Consider the following 20,101-nt stretch of genomic DNA (forward strand, 5'->3'; position numbering starts at 1 on the left):
GGATTTAGTAATTGTGAATAATGTGCCGGTAGGTATAGGCAATACATGGCCTGTCGCAGCCGGTGACTGTGAAAAAATACTGTTAGTGTATTATGAATAAAAGATAGTGAAGGCAATAAGCTGCCTGCCGCGCAGTATGCGCAGTTATTGAAAACTGAATTTTAGATGTGAGTGATCGGCCTGTGTGTATGGACGGCCTGTATTTTACTGTGTGTTACCCTGATAACGGTTTGCGTTATAGTTGCCGTTATAGCGTGTCATACGCAAAGCCTTTTTCTCCGCTTCATGTTTTGCCAGGACCATTTCATGTACTGCGCGTTCCTGATCAGCTCTGGAGCGGTCTATGATACCCTGCTGCCGGTCTTTCTCTGCCTGCACTCTGTCACGGTCTGCCTGTTGCCGGTCTTTGTCTGCCTGTATACGATCCTGCCTTGCCTGTTCTCTGTCTTTATCCGCCTGTAAGCGGTCGAATACTGCCTGTTTTCTGTCACGGTCAGCCTGCAGTTTGTCCAGCGTGGCCTGGTGTCTGTCTTTCTCTGCCTGCAGTCTGTCTAGTCTCGCCTGTTCTTTCTGTTGCCTGTTGGCCTCTATGATGAGACGCTGCGCCTGTACTTCGGGTGTAGGATCTGACATCTGCCCTTCGCTCATATCCGGAGCAGCAGATGGTGCCGGCGCAGGAGCAGGAGATGCTTCTCCGGTATGCAGTACCGATACCTGTGGCATTGTCTTCACTGCCGGTTTATGATGAATAACGGTGATGATCGGTTCATGTCTCGTCACTATTATTGCCGGTGGTGGTGCAGGTACGACGGTGTCAGGTACCGGTTTTACAGGCAGCGCCAGGAGCTCTTCGCCTTTTGCCAGCACATACGGCGTATTTATTTTTATGCTGGTATGACGCCCCAGTTGGGTGATGGCAGCGGTGGATAAAACCACGCTTAATAGCGCGATGCCGGTGAAGAAACAGATTTTTTCAGCGGTACCCAGCGACTGATGCCGGTTGTTGACAATACGGCTGACCCTTTGCAGTAACTGGTTCTTTCTGCCGGGAAATGCCACCGCCGGGTATTGTGCAGAAAGAGTATACTCCTTAAAACTGATCAGTGCTTCAATAAAGGTCTTTTTACTACCTGTTTGTTGCAGGGCGATATCGTCACAGCAATGTTCCCTTTCATCACGTAACAGTACGGAGATCCAGAGGAATCCGGGATTAAAGAAGAAAATCGTTTCACAGCATACCTGCAATAGATTAACGATATAATCGTGACGGCGGATATGCGCGAGTTCGTGTAATAAGACGGCTTCGATCTGTTGTGCAGGAAGACCTGCCAGTAAACCGGCCGGCATGAGTATGACAGGTTTCAGATGGCCTGCTACCACCGGTACTTTTACAAAGGCAGATTCCAGCAGGCGGACAGATTTAGTCACACCCAAAGCAGTACAGAGCTGCTGTAGACGCGTACGCCATTCTTCCGCTGCTGCATATACCTGCTGCTTTCTGGCATGCCGCAGATAACGCATACCCTGGATCATGCTGAAGGAGCGGAAGGCGAAGAACAGCGCCCATAATATAACCAGCAGGTGTGCATTCGCAGAGATATATGCTGCACTGCTTACAGCCAGTGTCTTAACATGGACCGCATCGAGCCGGAAGAGGGTAGAGGCGCCCTGTCCGATACTATCGGCCAGCGGTACCGCCCTTTGTGATACACTGCCTGTCAGTTCCCGGAAGAAGGTAACCATACAGGCTACAGCAAATGCGGCGAAATGTATCAAGAGGATATTGTACCTCACGGCGGATGCCGCTTTGCTGCTCAGCTGTAAGAATATCACTGCCAGCAGTGCGATCAGCATACCCTGCCAGAGGGAATGCACCAGCATCCAGCTAAAGGCCTGTAAAAGGCGTTCTCCGAAGGAGTGTATGTTGAGGTACAGATACATGGGCATGTATTTGACTATTTATCGTCCATTTTTTTCAGTAGCTCTTTTATCTTTTTCAGTTCTTCTGTAGAGGTCCTGTCATTACCTAACAGGGCAACCATCAGATCACTGGGAGAGCCGTTATACATCGTATCCATAAAGCGGCCGAGCATCGTGCCCTTTACCTTATTTTCCTCCACAATAGCGCTGTAAACGTGTTTCATGCTGCTTTCATCACGGTCCAGCATCCCCTTTTCCTTCATTACCTGCATCAGTTTCAGCGTACTGGTATAAATAACGGCTTCCTTCTGCTCGTTCAGCTTATCATGGACAAAACGCACAGTAGAAGGGCCGTACTGCCAGAGTATCTGTAGTACGTCCATTTCTGTCTTGGTAGGCACCATATCAGGAGTCTGATCTTTCTTAAATAAGCTCATGTTTCAAAGGTATGTATTAAAAACGTACGTTGTGTTGGATAGGTTCTTTTTTTTCAAAAAAAATCAGGAAAACAGGTCAGATACCTGCTTATATATGGGGGAAATACGATTAATGGGATTATAAGTGTTTGTATGTTAATTACTTCAGCTGCCGGATGGAGGTCTTAAGTATACCTACGGCTTTGCTCAGATCGGCTTCATCGAGGGAGGCAAAGCCAAATCTGAGGGCATTATAGGGTGCGTTATTGTCCCTGGAGTATACACTCCCCATCATCTTTATACCTCTGACGGATGCTTTTTCAAGCACTTTTGTCAGTGGAAGATCAGCGTGAAATTGCAACCATAGCGCCATGCCCCCGTTAGGCCGGGTTAATTCAACGACGTCGCTCAGTTCTGTACTCAACAGGTCGGCTAAAAAATGGCAACGCTGGCGATACACCTTATTGGCTTTCTGTATTAACCTTGTCAGTTCGCCACCTGTAATCAGACTGGAAACTACCTGTTCTGTGAAGATATCTCCTCTTAAATTGATCAGCATGCGCTTTGTAGCGGCAGCGTGTATGAATTTTTCAGCAGCGACCATATAGCCCAGCCGGAAAGGCGCCCCTAACACTTTCGTCAGCGATCCGATATATATAATGTTGCCCCCATGATCGCCACTGGCCAGTGGCAGATAGGGTTCATACTGAAACTGGAAATCATAATCATAGTCATCTTCAATGACTGCGAGCTGGTAGTTTTTGATTAACCGGAGTAAATGAGTACGCCTTTCTACACTCATGGTGACAGTCGTCGGGTGATGATGATGCGGAATAATATAAATTAACCTGACCCGGTGCTTTTTAAGTATTTCCTCCACTATTTCGGTGTTCATACCATTACTGTCAACAGGTACCTGGATCAGCTCAGCGCCCAGCTCCTTAAAAACCATATTTGCGAAGATATAGCTTGGGTCCCCGACGATCACCTTATCCCCTGGTTTAATGATCAGGGAGGCCGCTATGTATATCGCCATCTGCGCTCCCCTGGTGGTCAGCAGATTTTCGGCTTTGATATCTATACCCCTTGTCTGATTCAAAAAGCCGCACAGTGCATTTCTGCAATCTGAAGAACCTTCAATGTCCCAGCCTGTGCTTAGCTTCTTCAAAACAACAGGATCCAGCGCATTTCTGTATTCTTTTAACAGCACATGACCAGGCAGCAATGTGATATCAGGAAAGCCGTCATCGATGATAATCTCATCCTTTTGGTGTAACGATGAAGGATAGGGAAAGCTGCCAAATTGTGCATATTCAAATCCGGGATCCGTCTCATATGCACCAATCCGGCCGTTATGGTAAGACCGTGGCCGTACGACCGGTAAATTGGGGGATACGATGAACCCCTTACGTGGCAGATTGTCCACCCAGTTACTGGCAACCAGGCTTTCATATGCTGCCACGATCGTTTTCCGGTGTAGTCCCAGATCAAGTGCTAATGCACGTGTGCTTGGTAATGGTGTACCCGGCAAGAGTTTTCCTTCCTGTATAAGGTGAATGAATTGCATAGCAATCTGGTTAAAAACAGCCTGATCGCTGTTTTTATCTATGATAAGCAAATTTTTATAAGGAAGCATAAAGTGCGGCTATGGAATGACAGCCATCAAAAGTAGCCAAAATGTGACAGGAATCAAACTGCCGGTATTGACTAAAATCAGCTGGACTACCTGACTATTGTTTTCTGGCCCGTCAGACAGGTTTCCACCTGGAATAATTTTGCCTCGTTAATGTATCCGAAATGCAAAACAGTTATCCATCTATCCGGTCATTGTTTCAATATTCAAATGGAATTGCCTGCTGGTCTGTACTGAATCCCCTGGGATGTTTGGGGAATCCGGGGGAGGCTAACAGTTACATCGGTATTGCAGGAACAATGTATCTATTTTAAATCTATTGTAAAGATGAACAAAGTATTAGTAATAAACGCAAGCGCCCGTAAGGAAAGATCATTAAGCAGATACATGACGAACGTATTTGTTGAGACCTGGCAAACAAAGTATCCCGATGATGTCATTGTCCACAGGGAAATTGGACAGGAGCCTATTCCGCATGTGACAGAAACATGGATCGCCGGGGCTTTTAAACCGGCTGAGTTAAGAACAGCAGAGCATATTGAAGCGCTAACAATAAGTGATCAGCTGATTGCAGAACTAAAGGCAGCAAATATCATTGTATTGGGTGCCCCAATGTACAACTGGTCCGTACCCAGCGCACTGAAAGCATATATTGATCAGGTACTACGGGTCAATGAGACCGTCTTAATCAGTAAGGATAATCCCAAAAATCCATATACGGGATTATTAAAGGAGAAAAAGGTGTATCTGTTGATGGTGCGTGGCAATAATGGCTACGGTTTTGGTGAATATTATGAGCACATGGATTTCCAGAGCGGTTATCTGCGGACGGTGTTCACTATTATGGGACTTGAAGATATAGAAGCAGTTACAATGGATGGAGTTGACATGGGTCCAAAATTACTGGACGTGGCAGCAGAAAAAGTAAAGAGACTAATAGTATAATTATTCACACCCGATAACAGACAGTAGGAATCAACAACAATTTTATACAATGAATATAATCATCGCTGAAACAAGAGAACAGATCGCATTTTGTAAGGAAGCGCTTTTCGCATTCAGAACGAACCTGGATAGTGCCACCTACATTGACCTGATCGTGGATATGATGGCTAAAGAGGCCTTTAAGCTGGCATATATTCCCAATGAAGACAATACGAAAGCAGCAGCATTCGTCGGCTATCGGGTAATGCATACTTTACGGACCAGCTGGTCAATTTACATAGACGATCTGTATACCGATCCGGCATCCCGTGGCAAGGGGTATGCAGGTGCGCTCCTTGACTTTGTAGATGGTATCGCCCTGGCAGCGGATATTAAGTTTGTTCATCTTGATAGCGGGTATATGCTGCATGATGCACACCGGCTTTATCTTAACAAAGGATACGTGCTTGCTTGTAATCATTTTGCGAAAAGCCCGTTTCTTTCAGCAACAGGTAGCAGATAAACTATTTTATAATAGCGCAATATAAATATGAACGCTGAACTGATAGCCACAGCTGCAAGCGGATTAGCCTGGACGATCGTCTACATAGCACTCATCTACAGAGGGATAAAAGATCACTCATATGGCATGCCATTGGTACCGCTGGCATTGAATTTTGCCTGGGAATTTACTTTTTCTGTTGTCTATCCTCCGGCAGCTACTGGTGTAGCAGGCACTGTTGTGAATGCTATCTGGATGATCTGCGACATTGGGATCATTGCTACCTATTTTCGATATGGGTATAGATATTTCTATCACCGTTATGGGATGTCAAAGCCCGCCTGGATCGGTTATTCCTTATTCGCCTTCGTGGTAGCATTTGGTATCATGTTGACAGGTGGTCCCTTCTTAGCGCAGTTTACTGACTATTTTAAAGGAGACATATTTCAGGGGGCGATATTTATCGCATATATACAAAACCTGATTATCTCTGTATGTTTTATGCTGATGCTCTGGGAGCGCGGCAATGCCAGGGGACAATCACTGACAATAGGTGTTTTTAAGTGTATCGGTACCGGACTGACAGTGGGCGTCTACTACCTGTTTGTATTACACCACGGCGCCTCCCATCTGATGAATGTCATTGTAGGCACTACCTTCCTTTTGGATCTTGTGTATATACGGAGTATTTTCATACAGTTGAAACGGGAAGGGAAAGATCCATGGATGCGTTTGTAGCAGGATAACTTTAATGCAAAAAGATGCAGGAATGAAAAAAGAACAGCCCGGATCAAGGAGGTACTTTATTAAGTCGATGGTTGTCGGAACAGCGTTGCTTTCCCTGGGGCCATTGACCGGAATCGCCCGGACAATAGGGGCACATGCAGGTATGATGGAAAACAATGATAATAAATTACAACTGGGCATGGTGGTATTTGAGGGCTTTCAGCTGCTCGATACTTTTGGTCCCCTGGAGATGTTTGGCGCCCTCAGAGACAAGGTAGATATCTGGATGATCGGGGAGCGGCACGGAGCCGTAAAAAGCAGTGCAGGCCCCTCAGTCGTCATCGATCGTACCTTTGACGAAGTCAACGCCTTGGACATTCTGCTGATACCAGGAGGGATGGGGACCAGGAGAGAAGTGAACAATCAGCCATTTGTGGATGCTTTCGGGAAGCTGGCCGGACACACACCTCATGTAGCCTCTATTTGTACCGGAGCCGCTGTATTAGCCAGAACAGGATTAATTGATGGTGTAAAAGCGACTACCAATAAACGGTCATTTAAATGGGCGACCAGCCAGAGCGATAAGGTGAACTGGATAAAGGAGGCCCGTTGGGTGGAAGACGGAAAGTTTTTTACTTCTTCAGGTGTTTCAGCAGGTACTGATATGGCCCTGGCATTGATACAAAAACTATTCGGGCATGATGTCGCCATCAGTGTAGCTAATGGTGCAGAATACGAATGGAACGAGGATCCGCATCACGATCCATTTGCAAAGCTTAATGGTCTCATAGACTAGCGGATAAAAAAAGACCGTTCCATACCAGGAACGGTCTTTTTTTATCCGCGAATAGCCTGATGAAGTATATAGTGTGTTATCAGAGGCCTGGTACGTTAAAATGCGTATAGGAGGTAAAGCCCAGGAATGTTTTATCGTTAGGTACGCCTAATGGATCCTGCAATTCCCGGAGGTATTGCAGGTTAGCTGTTTTATAGTAATTATATGCCACCTCTGTACCAGGGAATACCGGGCTGGAAGTAGAACATTTGTTACAGGAAGTAGTTTGATTATATGCCGATCTCATGTAGTCATATCCTTTGCTCAGCAGGTTGGAATTGAATGTCCAGAGAGAGTTATCCCCCTGCATTTTTGCCAGTTGGGCTGCATAGGAGAATGCGGTCAGCGAATACTGGAAATGCACACAGTCATTTCTGTCACAGTATTCCGGAATGGTACCATCTGGTTTGATAATGATCGGCAGGTGCTGTGCGATGATGTTATAGCCATTCTGGTAAACCGTCGCGCTGTTCAGGAAAATACCGATCGCCATTTTCGCATAACCTGCGGAAGCATTCCAGTTGTTGTTGTACGCCGGTGTGTTGTTGATGTAATTGTTCTTCACCAGGTTCAGGTAATTGTTAAACTGGTTGATATCAGCATCTGACCAGCCGGCTGCTTGTCCGAAGGCCTTGTAATACCGTATGATCTCTGCTGCTGCCACAAAACTGGGCGTCGTCCAGGAAGCTTCCAGAGAAGGCTGGTACTGATTAGCCCCATCCATCAGCGCATACTGTTTAAACGTATAAGACCAGCCGTTCAGAATGGCAATACACTGCTGTGCATAGGTTGCTGTACCCGTTTTTGCCCAGCGGAGTGCCAGTGCATATGCCAGTACGGCGTCTTTTCTGATCTGGCTTTTGGATTCGGTGGTCGCCCCGTTGGAGCCCACGGTAACCGTTTCCCAGAATTTTGTTGGTAATGCATTACCGTTGACAAAATCCAGTACTTTCTGATAGGCCGCAGAACGGACAGCTTCACCGCTGTTGACCTGCGAACCGATCAGGTCCAGGCTTGCCTGTGTATTGAGCACACCCGGATGTACAAAAACAGCGGGCGCCACACCTGCTGCTGCTGTCAGGCTTTCGTTGCGCAATGGCGCATTGCTGTTCAGGTCCTGTTTTTTGCACATAAATAATAAAGTGGCCATAGCTGCCATAGTCATGCAAAGGAGGAGGGAATTGATGGTTTTCTTCATGTTTCGAGGGATTTGAATTCGGCTATTGCGGAATACGTTGCGGTCATGTAGAAGTATATGGTACGAAAGGGTGCTCATCGCTGACGTGGAAAATCTGGTTATTGTGTGCATAGGTAGTAATATACAGGCTGTATAAACGCCGGTTTTTTGCAGAGTTTACCTGGTCGCGGATCATTTACGCGACAGGTTGTAATGGAGATATTTTACTTGTTTAAACGGGTATTCCGGACACTTACAGCTGCTGGTACAGCATCATATGCGCGCCGGCAGGGTCCTGTATCAGACAGTATACTGCTTCCTGTCCCATACTGCGTTTTTCACCGATCACCTTTCCGCCGTGCAGAGTACACTGCTCCATGCTTTTTTCAAGGTCATCTACTGCGACATAGATCATCCATTGCGGGGGGATAGAGCTGTTCTGTCCTTTCGCATGACAAACGCCGGTGGTAGTCATTGTATGATCACCTTCTCCGGCCCCAGGCGCCTGCATGACATAGTCATCATATTCTCCCATACTGAGCGGAGATTTTTCCCATCCGATCACCTGACGATAAAAGTCGCTGACAACACCTGCGTCGGGAACGGTAAGGTCATGCCATAAAATGGTACCTGCTTTTTTCTTTTCCATTGATTTAGTGGATTACTTGCTGTAAGATACGGAACTAAATCTTTTCTTGAACATCTTAAAAACGCTGTCTTAGGGGGTATTTGGGACAAATGTTGTACCTTAACAGGTACTTGTTTTAAAACCTGTAATTACGTTATGACGAACCTGGCATTGTTGCTCACTTACAATCATCGGCTGATCAGCACGGCCGCGATCCTTGATGTGTTTGAATCAGTCAATTCGATGTATGCCGCCGGCCAGCAGCCAACTTGTTTCAATATACAGCTCGTTCTGCCTGATCAGGAAGGTGTAGATATCCTGCCACACTACGGACGTTATAGTACGGTACCCCTGAAAGAAGCGGTGAAAGCAGATGTTGTGCTGATTCCAGCTTTTATTGCCGGAGATGTCGATACGGCTATCATCGCCAATAATACGTTTATTCCCTGGATCCGTCAGCAGCACCATGCAGGTGCAGAAATAGCCAGTTTTTGTACCGGCGCGTTCCTGCTGGCAGCCACCGGCTTGCTGGATGGTAAACCTGCCACCACACATATGAATGCCTGTCCCGCTTTTGCAGGTCACTTCCCGGATGTATTACTGCAACCCGACAAGGTGCTGACAGCAGCCTCCGGTATTTATACCAGCGGCGGCGCGACCAGTACTTTCCACCTCTTGTTGTACCTGGTAGAAAAGTACTGCGGACAGGATATGGCCGTAAAAGCCGCTAAACTGTTTGCCATCGATATGGACCGTGATACACAATCCTATTTCGGTATGTTCCTGCCTGATAAAAAACATGCAGATCCGCTGATCACAGAAGTACAGCAGCGGATGGAAGCCCAGTTCCGGGAAGCGCGTAATGTGGAATCTTTTATGGAAAATATTCCTGCCAGCCGCCGCAACTTCGTACGGCGTTTTAAGCAGGCCACTGGTATCACCCCGATCGAATACCTGCAAAAAACGCGTATAGAGGCCGCCAAGAAAATGCTGGAACAGACAGGTAACAGCATCCTCGCTGTCATGCTCGATTGCGGATATAACGATATCAAAGCTTTCCGAAAAGTATTCAGAAAAGAAGTCGGTCTGACGCCCACAGAATACAGGTTCAAATTTGCCGGTAGCCGCAATGCTTCCCTGCAGATGGAAATGTGATCTTTTTGCGTATCTTGACAGGACTTCACGGAGGGAAACGGGAATAGATTATATCAACCAGTGGTGATGCCATGCATTGCCAGTAATCCCGTATTTATATGTCTGCTCAGGAAACTGTTTTAAAGAAAGTAATCAAACCCATACACTTATGGGCCATTGGCGTCGGACTGGTCATCTCCGGTGAATATTTCGGATGGAATTATGGCTGGGACGTAGCCGGTACCGTCGGTTTTCTGATAGCGACAGTTATCATTACCGTCCTGTATATCACGTTTATTTTCAGCTTTACAGAACTGACCACGTCTATTCCGCAGGCCGGTGGACCGTTTACCTATACGCATAGGGCGATGGGGCCTTTCGGCGGACTTATCGCCGGATACGCGACCGCTGTGGAGTTCCTGCTGGCCACACCCGCTATTGCGTTCGCCCTGGGCAATTATCTGCACTTTCTGCATCCTTCGCTGCCGGTACTCGGTTGCGGGATCGCCTTTTATGTGATCCTGACGGGCGTGAACCTGCTGGGTATTAAAGAGTCAGCCTTATTCTCCCTGATCATCACCTTACTGGCCGTAGTAGAACTGCTGATATACATGGGGATCGTAGCGCCTTCTTTCAGTACAGCCAACTTCCTGCATGATGCCATGCCTGCAGGCTGGATGGGCGTATTCGCAGCATTGCCTTTCGCGATGTGGTTGTACGTCTGTATAGAAGGGATCGCGATGGTAGCAGAAGAAGTAAAGGATCCCGGTGCCAATATTCCCAAAGGATATATCTCTGCTATGCTCACACTCGCGATACTCGCAGTAGGTGTGATGGTGCTCACGGGTGGTATTACAGACTGGCGACAGCTATCCACCATCGACTACCCATTACCGGAAGCGATCGGCGTTGTACTGGGTAAACAAAGCGGTATCACTAAGATATTTGCGGGTATTGGTCTCTTCGGACTGATCGCCTCTTTTAATGGTATTATTATCAGCTATTCCCGTCAGCTGTTTGCACTGGCCAGGGGCGGTTATTTACCACCTGTACTGGCAGTGCTGAGTCCTAAAAGACAGGTGCCCTATGTAGCACTCATCGTTGGTGGATTATTAGGAGTGGGGGCGCTCTACTTTGGTAAGACGGATCAGCTGGTGATACTGTCAGTAATGGGTGCTGTAGTGATGTATATCCTGAGTATGATCAGCCTGTTTATTTTAAGAAAGAAAGAACCAGGGCTTGAACGTCCTTTTAAAGCGCCTTTTTATCCATGGTTTCCGGGTATTGCTTTAGTGTTGTCTATCATATCATTAATTGCGATCGTGTACTATAACTGGCAGCTGGGGATTCTTTTCTTTGCAGGGATGCTGGTGGCGCTGGGCGTTTTTGTATCAACAGGTAAGCATAAGGTAGTAACACCTGAACCAGAGGAAGTGATAGCATAGAGAAGCAACCGGAAGTTCCTGTGCCAATGATCAGATATAAGCTAACAAAAACGTAAACAGGGATAGTGATAACGTGAAGAAACGAGTGGCTATTTTTGTATTCATAAGCAGGAATAAAGTGAGAATACCGGAACCGGAGGAAGTAATAACATAAAACAAAGCGTGGATGTTTCCATGGCAAGAAGCCAGCAACACCGGAACCAGAAGAAGTAACCGCCTAAGAAAAAAAGATAGTTGTGTCATATCAACATACCATACATCATAAACGATATCAGTTTGCCGATCTGCGTACACTGATGGCGAAAGCAACACCTTTCCGCTCAGGGGATGCATTGGCAGGTCTTGCCGCCGATACCTATGAAGAAAGAGTCGCGGCACAAATGACGCTGGCAGACGTACCCTTAAAGACTTTTTTACAGGAAGCCATCATCCCTTATGAAGAAGATGAGATCACACGGCTGATCATCGATACGCATGATCAGACAGCCTTCGCACCTGTCAGTCATTTCACCGTAGGGGAATTACGCGACTGGCTGCTAAGTGACGTTGCAGACACACGCACGCTGCAACAACTGTCAAAAGGACTGACACCGGAAATGGTCGCCGCTGTTTCTAAACTGATGCGTAACCAGGACCTGATCAGTGTCGCACAGAAATGTGAAGTAGTGACGCGCTTCCGGAATACCATCGGGTTGAAAGGACATCTTTCTGTAAGATTGCAGCCTAATCATAATACGGATGATCCCAAAGGGATAGCAGCGAGTATCATCGACGGACTACTATATGGCAGCGGTGATGCGGTAATAGGTATCAATCCTGCTACGGATAGTCCGCAGGCCGTGATACAATTACTACGGATGCTGGATCAGTTGAGACAGCAGTTCGACATTCCCACACAATCCTGCATTCTCTGTCATGTTACTACCGCCATGCAGATCATGCACCAGGCGCCGGTTGACCTGGTCTTTCAATCTATTGGTGGTACTGAAAAAACAAACAGCAGTTTTGGTATTCACCTGAATATGTTAAAAGAAGCGCATGAAGCAGCATTATCGCTGAAAAGAGGTACCGTGGGTAATAACGTCATGTATTTTGAAACAGGACAGGGAAGCGCTTTATCTGCAAATGCACATGCGGGTGTGGACCAGCAGACCTGTGAAGTAAGATCTTATGCTGTTGCGCGGCAGTTCTCACCATTACTGGTAAACACAGTCGTTGGTTTCATCGGACCAGAATATCTTTTCGATGGTAAACAGATCATCCGGGCAGCTCTGGAAGATCATTGCTGTGGTAAGCTACTGGGATTGCCAATGGGCGTGGATATCTGTTATACCAATCACGCAGAGGCAGACCAGGATGATATGGATAACCTGCTGACATTGCTGGGGGTAGCAGGTTGTAATTTTATTATGGGCGTACCAGGAGCGGATGATATTATGCTGAATTATCAGTCTACTTCTTTTCACGATGCCTTGTATGCACGAAAGGTATTAGGATTAAAAGCCGCACCGGAATTTGATGCCTGGTTACAGCAACAGGGTATTACCAATGCACAGGGACAGTTACAACAGGTAGGGAAAGCACATCACTTATTAAGTTATCAGGCGGGATGAGTAATATACAACACAGTAACACAGTACAGGAAGACCCCTGGTCTTCATTGAAAGCTTTCACCACTGCACGTATTGCGCTGGGGAGAACAGGGACGGCTATTCCGCTGAAGGAGGTATTGTCTTTCAGACTCGCGCATGCGCATGCAAGAGATGCTGTTTATTCAAAACTGGATACGAATCTCCTGCTGGAAGAACTACATGCATTTTTGTTGCCCGTATTACCATTGCATAGCAGCGCTGTGGATCGTTATGAATACCTGCAACGTCCGGACAAGGGTCGTTGCCTGGATCCACAGAGCATCGATATGCTCAGGGCACAGCCGGATGCCTTCCGGCAGAAAGATGTGGCTATCATCATTGCCGACGGACTATCAGCTACAGCCATGAACATACATACGGCTCCTTTATTGAATCATCTGTTGCCAATGCTGAAGACTGCCGGATTATCAATCGCACCGGTTTGTCTGGCAGAGCAGGCGAGGGTCGCTATTGGAGATGAAATAGGGAGTCTGCTGGAAGCAAAGATGACCCTTGTACTCATAGGAGAACGTCCTGGACTGAGTGCTGCTGACAGTATGGGCGCCTATATCACTTTTAATCCCCGTCCGGGTAATACCGACGAAGGCCGTAACTGTATTTCCAACATCCGGCAGGACGGATTACAGTATATCCCGGCTGCCGGCAAGATCTGTTATCTGTTGCAGGAAGCGATGAAACTGCGTCTTTCCGGTGTGGAATTGAAGGATAATTACGTAGATCTTTCACTGCTTAAAGAATAACATCGCAAAAAGCTGCTGGTAATACCGTTTATTTTCCCCCTCAATTATTTAAAAAAAATAATACTTTGTGCGCCATTCAAAACGACTGATGACGCACGACGGATACCATATCTCTGCTGATGAAGCTACTGAGGCACTCCGTAGCCGCAATGCCGACGTATTCCGGAATATTTACAATGCGTACAGTGAAGAACTGTACCTGCTGGCTTACCGCTGGGTCAAAGACAATGACCTGGCAAAGGAGGTCGTACAGGGTCTTTTTACCCATTTATGGGAGAAAGGACCGGAGATCACTATTACCGGAAATGTACGGCATTACCTGTATCGTGCAGTCACCAACAGAAGTATCAATGAGCTAAAGCGCAGGGCCCGCCATGTCAGTGAAGAAGCCCTGCAATGGCAGGCGGACAGTGTTTCCCTGCATGAGATCACCGACCATCTTTTACTGCAGAAAGAGATCATGCGGCTGGTACAGGACTTAGCGCCACGCTGCCGGGAGATCTTCCTGCTCAGTCGTTTCGACGGACTGGAACCTGCTGAGATAGCAGCAAAGCTGGGTATTGCGGTTAATACCGTGTATTTCCAGCTGGCAGTGGCCCTGAAGCACCTGCGAACACATTTGCTGAATGGAAAAAAATTAGAGTAGCATCAAAGTAACACGGCGTTGAATTGTCGTAATATGTATAAGTGATGAACAACAAGGACGTAACTGAATTTGTCATTGATTGTCTGACAGATACCGGTAACAAGGACAAACAGGCTGCATTAAATCAGTGGTTGCAGAAATCGGAAGATAACCGCGCACTGTATGCAGAACTGAAGCAGCTTTGGGAAGCTGCCGCAGCAGTCCCTCCTGTACCATTTGACAGCGAACAAGGCTGGAACGAACTCCTGCAGATAATTGCAGAAGAGACGCCTGTAAAACGCATGTTCCCCTGGAAGACAGTGGCCGCAGCCGTGTTGCTCTTACTCCTGGGTACCGGCATCTGGTGGTGGCAGACAACTGCCGTCCGCTGGACGATCTATATCGCCCAGGCAGCAAACAGGGATAGTCTCTCACTGCCAGATGGCTCACTGGTATATCTCAAACCAGGTACTACTCTGAAATATAAACAACCCTTTTCTGACCGCACCGTTGTCCTCTTATCTGGTGAAGCATATTTTGATGTAAAGAAAGCAGCCGAACACACTTTTTTCGTACAGGCAGGAGATGCAGTTGTGCGTGTATTAGGTACGGCATTTAATGTACGAATAGAACAGAATAGAACAGAGGTGATCGTGTTTGAAGGGAAAATAAGTTTACAGCAAAATGGTCAGCAACTGGTGCTCAGTAGTGGTGATGGAAATAAAGGAACGGTGGATGCTGCGGGTGGTGAAATCCTGCACCCACAGGGCGATTACAGCAATCAGTGCGTATGGGCTACAGATGATTTGTCATTCGAAAATGAAGAAGCTGCACACGTAGCAAAAGTGATCGCAGACTACTATAAAATACCTGCCCTGAAAATACCTGAAAATCTAAAACATAAACGTATTACCTTACACCTGCATAACACGCCGGCCGAACAAGCTATGGAAATCCTGGCGACCGTTTTAGATGAATAATTGAGCTCCTTTAACCCACATGAGGATCCTGGCCATCTTAGGTTTAATCACCGTTTTAATATGTGTATTCCTGACAGGAACAGCACAACAGTCAGCATTGCTCCAGCAACGCCTGGATGTGCGGGTGAAGAACATGCCGGTCGTTAACTTCATGAAGTGGATCAGTCAGCAGACAGGTAACTCTTTTGCATATCCCAACGAAATACTGGAAGGCCGTACCTCCGTTACCATCAATGAACGCGATATCACCGTACAGGCAATCCTCGAACGCATCTTTCCTTCCGCAAAATATGATATCAGGACCATCGGTCACCAGATCATCATCCGCTTTAGAAAACAAACTTCCCTGGCAACAGACACATTACAACCTGCCCGCATCATGCAGATGAATACTGTCGTCGTAACGGCACTGGGCATCAACCGGCCCAAGTATACGCTTGGTTATGCTTACGCTGAGATAAATGGAGAGGAGATGACGGCAGCCCGCGATATCCATCCCATGAATACCCTGAGTGGAAAGGTGGCCGGACTGGAAGTGAGTCCGGTGAACAGCGGTATGGGAGGTTCTACAAAACTTACGCTCAGGGGGATGCGGTTGCTGGGCGGTAATAACCAGCCCTTACTCGTAATGGACGGTATCCCGGTCAATAATTCCTCTCCCGGACAGGCAGAAAGATATGGCGGTTATGATCTGGGGGATGGCACCGCTGTTATCAATCCGGATGATGTTGAGACGATCTCTGTGCTCAAAGGAGGGGCTTCTGCTGCTTTATACGGTACCAGAGCTTTAAACGGAGTAATTCTTGTTACAACCCGTAAAGGTGTCCGTAAAGGGCTGGAAATGGCCTTTACGTCGAATATAATGCTGGAACAGACCAACAATCAGTACGATTTTCAGGATACCTATGGCAGCGGTCGCGATGGCGTACTGCCTGTCAGCGCTGCTGAAGCCAGGTGGGTATCTCAGTACAGCTGGGGACCGAAACTGCATGCCGATAGTCTGGTGTGGCTATGGAACGGACAACGGGTCCCTTATGTAAAGGCACGTCATTCCACGGCTGATTTCTTCCGCGAAGGCTTTACACGGATCAACACACTGGCTGCTGCAACAGGGAATGAACGTACACAGCTGCGTTTTTCCTATACCAATACCGGGACACATGATATTCTCCCGCAAAGCGGTCTGCAAAGGCATAATCTTTCCGCCCGGGTGAGCACTGTCCTTGGTCGTCGCCTGGAACTGGATACGCGTGTGGCCTGGTTAAACGAACAGGTGCAGAACCGCCCCGCCCTCTCTGATAATCCTAACAATGTCGGTTACGTGCTGACAGGTATTGCACCCAATATTGATCTGAACTGGCTTAAAAACTATAAAGATCCTGTCACCGGCAATTATATCAACTGGAACAACAACACCTACCAGGTCAATCCTTACTGGGCCATTTATGAACAGCCCAATGCCAGTGTCCAGAATCGCCTCAACGGCTTCCTCCAGCTGAAATATAAAATATCTCCTGACCTGGCAGTACACCTCCGCTCAGGTATGGACTATTCCAGTTTCTCTTTCTATGAGCTGATGAACTACTCCACACCGGTCAATCCGTTGGGTGCCATCTCCCTCAAAGACAGAAGACTATGGGAGAGCAATACAGACCTGCTGTTGACGTACAGCCGTCAGTTAAACCGCTGGGGCATTACCCTGAACACCGGCGCTACCCGCATGGATTACCAGGAGCGGGTACGTAATACTACCGGCAGGGAAATGAACATCAGGGGAAACAGGGGCATTGAAAATTTCGGTACACGTATGCGCAATGAAATGATCCTCAGAAAACGGATCAATTCTGTCTACGCTTCTCTGGATATTGACTACAGACGCTTGTTATATCTCTCGCTGACCGGTCGTAATGACTGGTCATCTACATTGCCTGCTGACCACAACGCCTATTTTTATCCCTCCGCCTCTGCCGCATTTCAGTTCAGCGAACTGCTGACAGACAACCATATCCTGTCCTTCGGTAAACTGCGTGTCTCCGTGGCACAAACCGGAACAGACGCCGCCCAGCCTTACCTGCTGCGTTTAAGCTATGGTTATAATCCGGATATACCCAGTATAAAAGGTTATTCCATTGGTGGGGTAGCAGTAGATAATGTACCCTTCGCAGACCTTCGTCCGGGTATCAGCAAGGGATATGAAGCTGGCCTGGATCTGGCGTTCTTTAATGACCGTATCAGTCTGGATGCCACCTGGTACCATACCAATACCCTCGATCAGGTGCTGAATGCCCCCGTATCTACCTCCAGTGGTTATACCAGTGCAGTGATCAATTCCGGTAATATCCGTAATCAGGGAATAGAACTGGGACTGACCATCGTTCCGGTAAACCGTCAGCAGTTACATTGGGATACCCGTTTTATTTTTTCCCGCAATTGTAATCGTATACTCTCCCTGAATACGCTGGTTTCACCCTATTACACCATGGCAGTTGGACGCTGGGGAAATGCCTCCATTGTAGCAAAAAAAGGAGAGGCCTATGGGATGATCAGTGGTAAAAAGTTCCTCCGGGATGCACAGGGCAGGATGATCCTCGATGCGAATAACCTGCCGAAGTATACAACAACAGATGGCTATCTGGGGAATAACCAGTATGACTGGACAGGTAGTATTACCAATAAGGTGACTTATAAGCGGTTTAGTCTGACGACCCTGCTGGACATCCGGTACGGCGGCAATATCTACTCTATGACCAATCTCCTGGCCTATGGCAATGGTAAACAGAAAGGTACCCTGGTTGGCAGAGATGGATGGGCGCGCTCAGAACAGGAGCGTGTCAGCGCAGGTAAAAAACAGGAAGAATGGACGCCTACCGGCGGATTACTGGTCAGTGGTGTACAGGCAGCCACAGGGAATGAAATACAGGCATATGTCAATCCACAGGCCTACTGGACACGCGTATCAGATAATATCCCGGAAGCCTTTGTGTATGACGCTTCCTTTATAAAACTACGTGAACTGCATCTCGACTATCAGCTACCGCGTTTCTCAACACGGTTCAGAGAAGCAACGATATCGCTGACAGGACGTAATCTGGCGACCCTGTATAAGGCAGTGCCCAACATCGATCCTGAATCAAGTTATAACAATACCACCGCGCAGGGACTGGAATACGGTTCCCTGCCCATGAGAAGATCTTACGGTATCAAACTGTATGTCAAATTTTAAGCAATAGGGATGAAACGGTTTCGCTGGAATATTTATCTGCTTATCATACTCTTGTCATCCTGCACAGCGGGATTTGACAGGATCAATACTGATCCGCGTAAATCAGACAGTATTCCGCCAGGTGATCAGCTCACGGCTGCCGCCTACTTTATGGATGGCGGCAGAGAGATGGGATATCCGAATCTTTACCTGTTTCAGCCCATGGTGCAGTACCTCAGTGGTGCACCGGGTATGAGCGCAGGAGGGAAGTATGTCCTCAATGAATTCTATAACAACTGTATGTGGGAAAACCTCTACGGGAAAAGTATCAAGCAACTGGCAGACCTGCTGGCGCGGCATAAAGACAATCCTAAAGTGGTGAACTATTGCGCCGCAGCACGTATACTGAAGGTCTATGTGTTTTCATTGCTCACAGATACCTATGGCGATATTCCATATTCAGAAGCAGGGATGGCCTGGTATGGGAAAAACTATACACCGGCTTATGACCGGCAGGCAGATATCTATGCTGACTTCTTCAAAGAATTAACCGAAGCCGTTGCGCAATTTGATCGCTCACAGGAACCGGTCTACAATGATATTCTCTACGGAGGAGATATCACAAAATGGAAACGCCTCGCAGCATCCATACGTTTGCGCTTAGCTATGCGACTGACGAAAGCCAACGAGACAATGGCAAGGATCCAGGTGCAGATGGCCTATGCGGCAGGCCCGATGACAGATCAGATGGACAACTTCCGTATGCTGCACGATGACTACGCCTATCCCGACCTGAGAGGTAACAGTTATGCACAGGCATTACAGGAAGACAGGGTCTATCAGTGGGCAAAAGGGTGCAGCACGTTTGTGAATTACCTGAAGGCAGAAAATGATCCGCGCTTACCTACCTTCTTTACAAATCAGGATGCGGAGGGAAATGACATTACCAGCGTCACGCATTACCTGTCTATCGCACCAGGTATGTATTACTGGGATGATGAATTACAGTTTGTCAGTCCGGATGGAGTGATCATTCCTGCTGCGAATAAGTATTGTTTCATTAATCAGCCCTTCTATCAGTTACGCGCCCCTTTCCTGCACATGGGGTATGCAGAGGTCTGCTTTCTGCTGGCTGAAGCTGCGGTAAGAGGATGGATACCGGAAACAGCCAACCGCTGGTATCAGCAGGGTATCAGGGCTGCTATCGATCAGTTGAAATTATACCCGGAGATCAGTTATATCCCGGAAGAAAATATCAATGCTTTTGTCAATGCACATGTACTGACAGCGGGAAGAGAAATAGAACAGATCAATATGCAGAAATGGGTGGCTTTATTTCCCAATGGCTTTGAAGCATATGCGAATCAGCGCCGCAGCGGTTATCCGGTGCTGGCGCCGATCACAGACAAAGGAAGTGAATCACAGACAAACGGTGTGTTGCCCCGCAGGTTATTCTATCCGGCAACGGAAGCATTCAGCAATACGATCCATTATCAGGAAGCCCTGGATAGAATGGGAGGGACGGATGACTGGTTATATCGTATGTGGTGGGATCGCTGAGA

At 47.4% G+C, this 20,101-nt stretch carries 17 protein-coding genes; 12 read left to right on the forward strand and 5 right to left on the reverse strand.

Features of this window, described 5'->3' with window-relative positions:
* Window positions 1-204: 204 nt before the first annotated feature.
* From BMZ72_RS32355 to BMZ72_RS32365, 3 genes are all read right to left on the reverse strand, one after another.
* Window positions 205-1,947 (reverse strand): M56 family metallopeptidase, encoded by a 1,743-nt coding sequence (locus BMZ72_RS32355; RefSeq protein WP_089815022.1) that lies wholly within the window; start codon window positions 1,945-1,947, stop codon window positions 205-207.
* Between the two features lie 8 nt (window positions 1,948-1,955).
* Window positions 1,956-2,357 carry a BlaI/MecI/CopY family transcriptional regulator gene (locus tag BMZ72_RS32360; RefSeq protein ID WP_089815024.1) on the reverse strand — a complete coding sequence of 134 codons (402 nt, stop codon included), beginning with the start codon at window positions 2,355-2,357 and terminating at the stop codon, window positions 1,956-1,958.
* A 139-nt stretch (window positions 2,358-2,496) separates the two neighbouring features.
* Entirely contained in the window at window positions 2,497-3,903 is a 1,407-nt protein-coding gene (locus BMZ72_RS32365) for an aminotransferase-like domain-containing protein (RefSeq protein WP_177223000.1), read from the reverse strand.
* A 393-nt stretch (window positions 3,904-4,296) separates the two neighbouring features.
* Between BMZ72_RS32365 and BMZ72_RS32370 the strand changes: the two genes are divergently transcribed.
* Genes BMZ72_RS32370 through BMZ72_RS32385 form a run of 4 tightly spaced genes read left to right on the forward strand, consistent with a single transcriptional unit; the run spans window position 4,297 to window position 6,917 of the window.
* Entirely contained in the window at window positions 4,297-4,914 is a 618-nt protein-coding gene (locus tag BMZ72_RS32370) for an FMN-dependent NADH-azoreductase (RefSeq protein ID WP_089815028.1), read from the forward strand.
* Window positions 4,915-4,963: 49 nt separating this feature from the next.
* Entirely contained in the window at window positions 4,964-5,416 is a 453-nt protein-coding gene (locus BMZ72_RS32375; RefSeq protein ID WP_089815030.1) for a GNAT family N-acetyltransferase, read from the forward strand.
* Between the two features lie 27 nt (window positions 5,417-5,443).
* Window positions 5,444-6,133 (forward strand): transmembrane-type terpene cyclase, encoded by a 690-nt coding sequence (locus BMZ72_RS32380; protein ID WP_089815031.1) that lies wholly within the window; start codon window positions 5,444-5,446, stop codon window positions 6,131-6,133.
* A gap of 31 nt (window positions 6,134-6,164) precedes the next feature.
* On the forward strand, window positions 6,165-6,917 hold the full coding sequence (locus BMZ72_RS32385) for a DJ-1/PfpI family protein (protein WP_089815033.1): 753 nt from the start codon (window positions 6,165-6,167) through the stop codon (window positions 6,915-6,917).
* 79 nt (window positions 6,918-6,996) lie between these two features.
* On the opposite strand, the gene BMZ72_RS32390 is transcribed toward BMZ72_RS32385, so the two are convergent.
* Together BMZ72_RS32390 and BMZ72_RS32395 are read right to left on the reverse strand one after the other, a co-directional pair.
* Window positions 6,997-8,154, reverse strand: a complete 1,158-nt coding sequence (locus BMZ72_RS32390) for an alginate lyase family protein (RefSeq protein WP_089815034.1) — start codon at window positions 8,152-8,154, stop codon at window positions 6,997-6,999.
* Between the two features lie 232 nt (window positions 8,155-8,386).
* Entirely contained in the window at window positions 8,387-8,782 is a 396-nt protein-coding gene (locus BMZ72_RS32395) for a VOC family protein (RefSeq protein WP_089815035.1), read from the reverse strand.
* A 135-nt stretch (window positions 8,783-8,917) separates the two neighbouring features.
* On the opposite strand from BMZ72_RS32395, the gene BMZ72_RS32400 reads away from it, so the two are divergent.
* From BMZ72_RS32400 to BMZ72_RS32435, 8 genes are all read left to right on the forward strand, one after another.
* Complete coding sequence (locus BMZ72_RS32400; protein WP_089815037.1) at window positions 8,918-9,916, forward strand: GlxA family transcriptional regulator; 999 nt, start codon at window positions 8,918-8,920, stop codon at window positions 9,914-9,916.
* Between the two features lie 98 nt (window positions 9,917-10,014).
* Window positions 10,015-11,340, forward strand: coding sequence for an ethanolamine permease (gene eat / locus BMZ72_RS32405; protein WP_089815039.1), 1,326 nt, complete (start codon window positions 10,015-10,017; stop codon window positions 11,338-11,340).
* Between the two features lie 236 nt (window positions 11,341-11,576).
* The gene (locus BMZ72_RS32410) at window positions 11,577-12,953 is read left to right on the forward strand and encodes an ethanolamine ammonia-lyase subunit EutB (RefSeq protein WP_089815041.1); all 1,377 of its coding nucleotides are present in this window, start codon (window positions 11,577-11,579) and stop codon (window positions 12,951-12,953) included.
* Window positions 12,950-13,732, forward strand: a complete 783-nt coding sequence (gene eutC / locus BMZ72_RS32415) for an ethanolamine ammonia-lyase subunit EutC (protein ID WP_089815043.1) — start codon at window positions 12,950-12,952, stop codon at window positions 13,730-13,732. Before BMZ72_RS32410 ends, eutC begins: the two co-directional genes overlap by 4 nt.
* Before the next feature lie 67 nt (window positions 13,733-13,799).
* Window positions 13,800-14,378, forward strand: coding sequence for an RNA polymerase sigma-70 factor (locus tag BMZ72_RS32420; RefSeq protein ID WP_143087846.1), 579 nt, complete (start codon window positions 13,800-13,802; stop codon window positions 14,376-14,378).
* 44 nt (window positions 14,379-14,422) lie between these two features.
* Window positions 14,423-15,337: a FecR family protein gene (locus tag BMZ72_RS32425; RefSeq protein WP_089815045.1), complete on the forward strand. Its 915-nt coding sequence runs from the start codon at window positions 14,423-14,425 to the stop codon at window positions 15,335-15,337.
* A gap of 19 nt (window positions 15,338-15,356) precedes the next feature.
* On the forward strand, window positions 15,357-18,560 hold the full coding sequence (locus BMZ72_RS32430; RefSeq protein ID WP_089815047.1) for a SusC/RagA family TonB-linked outer membrane protein: 3,204 nt from the start codon (window positions 15,357-15,359) through the stop codon (window positions 18,558-18,560).
* Between the two features lie 9 nt (window positions 18,561-18,569).
* Window positions 18,570-20,099: a SusD/RagB family nutrient-binding outer membrane lipoprotein gene (locus BMZ72_RS32435; RefSeq protein ID WP_089815048.1), complete on the forward strand. Its 1,530-nt coding sequence runs from the start codon at window positions 18,570-18,572 to the stop codon at window positions 20,097-20,099.
* Window positions 20,100-20,101: the final 2 nt, after the last annotated feature.

Source organism: Chitinophaga sp. YR627 (assembly GCF_900114995.1).
Taxonomy (GTDB): domain Bacteria; phylum Bacteroidota; class Bacteroidia; order Chitinophagales; family Chitinophagaceae; genus Chitinophaga.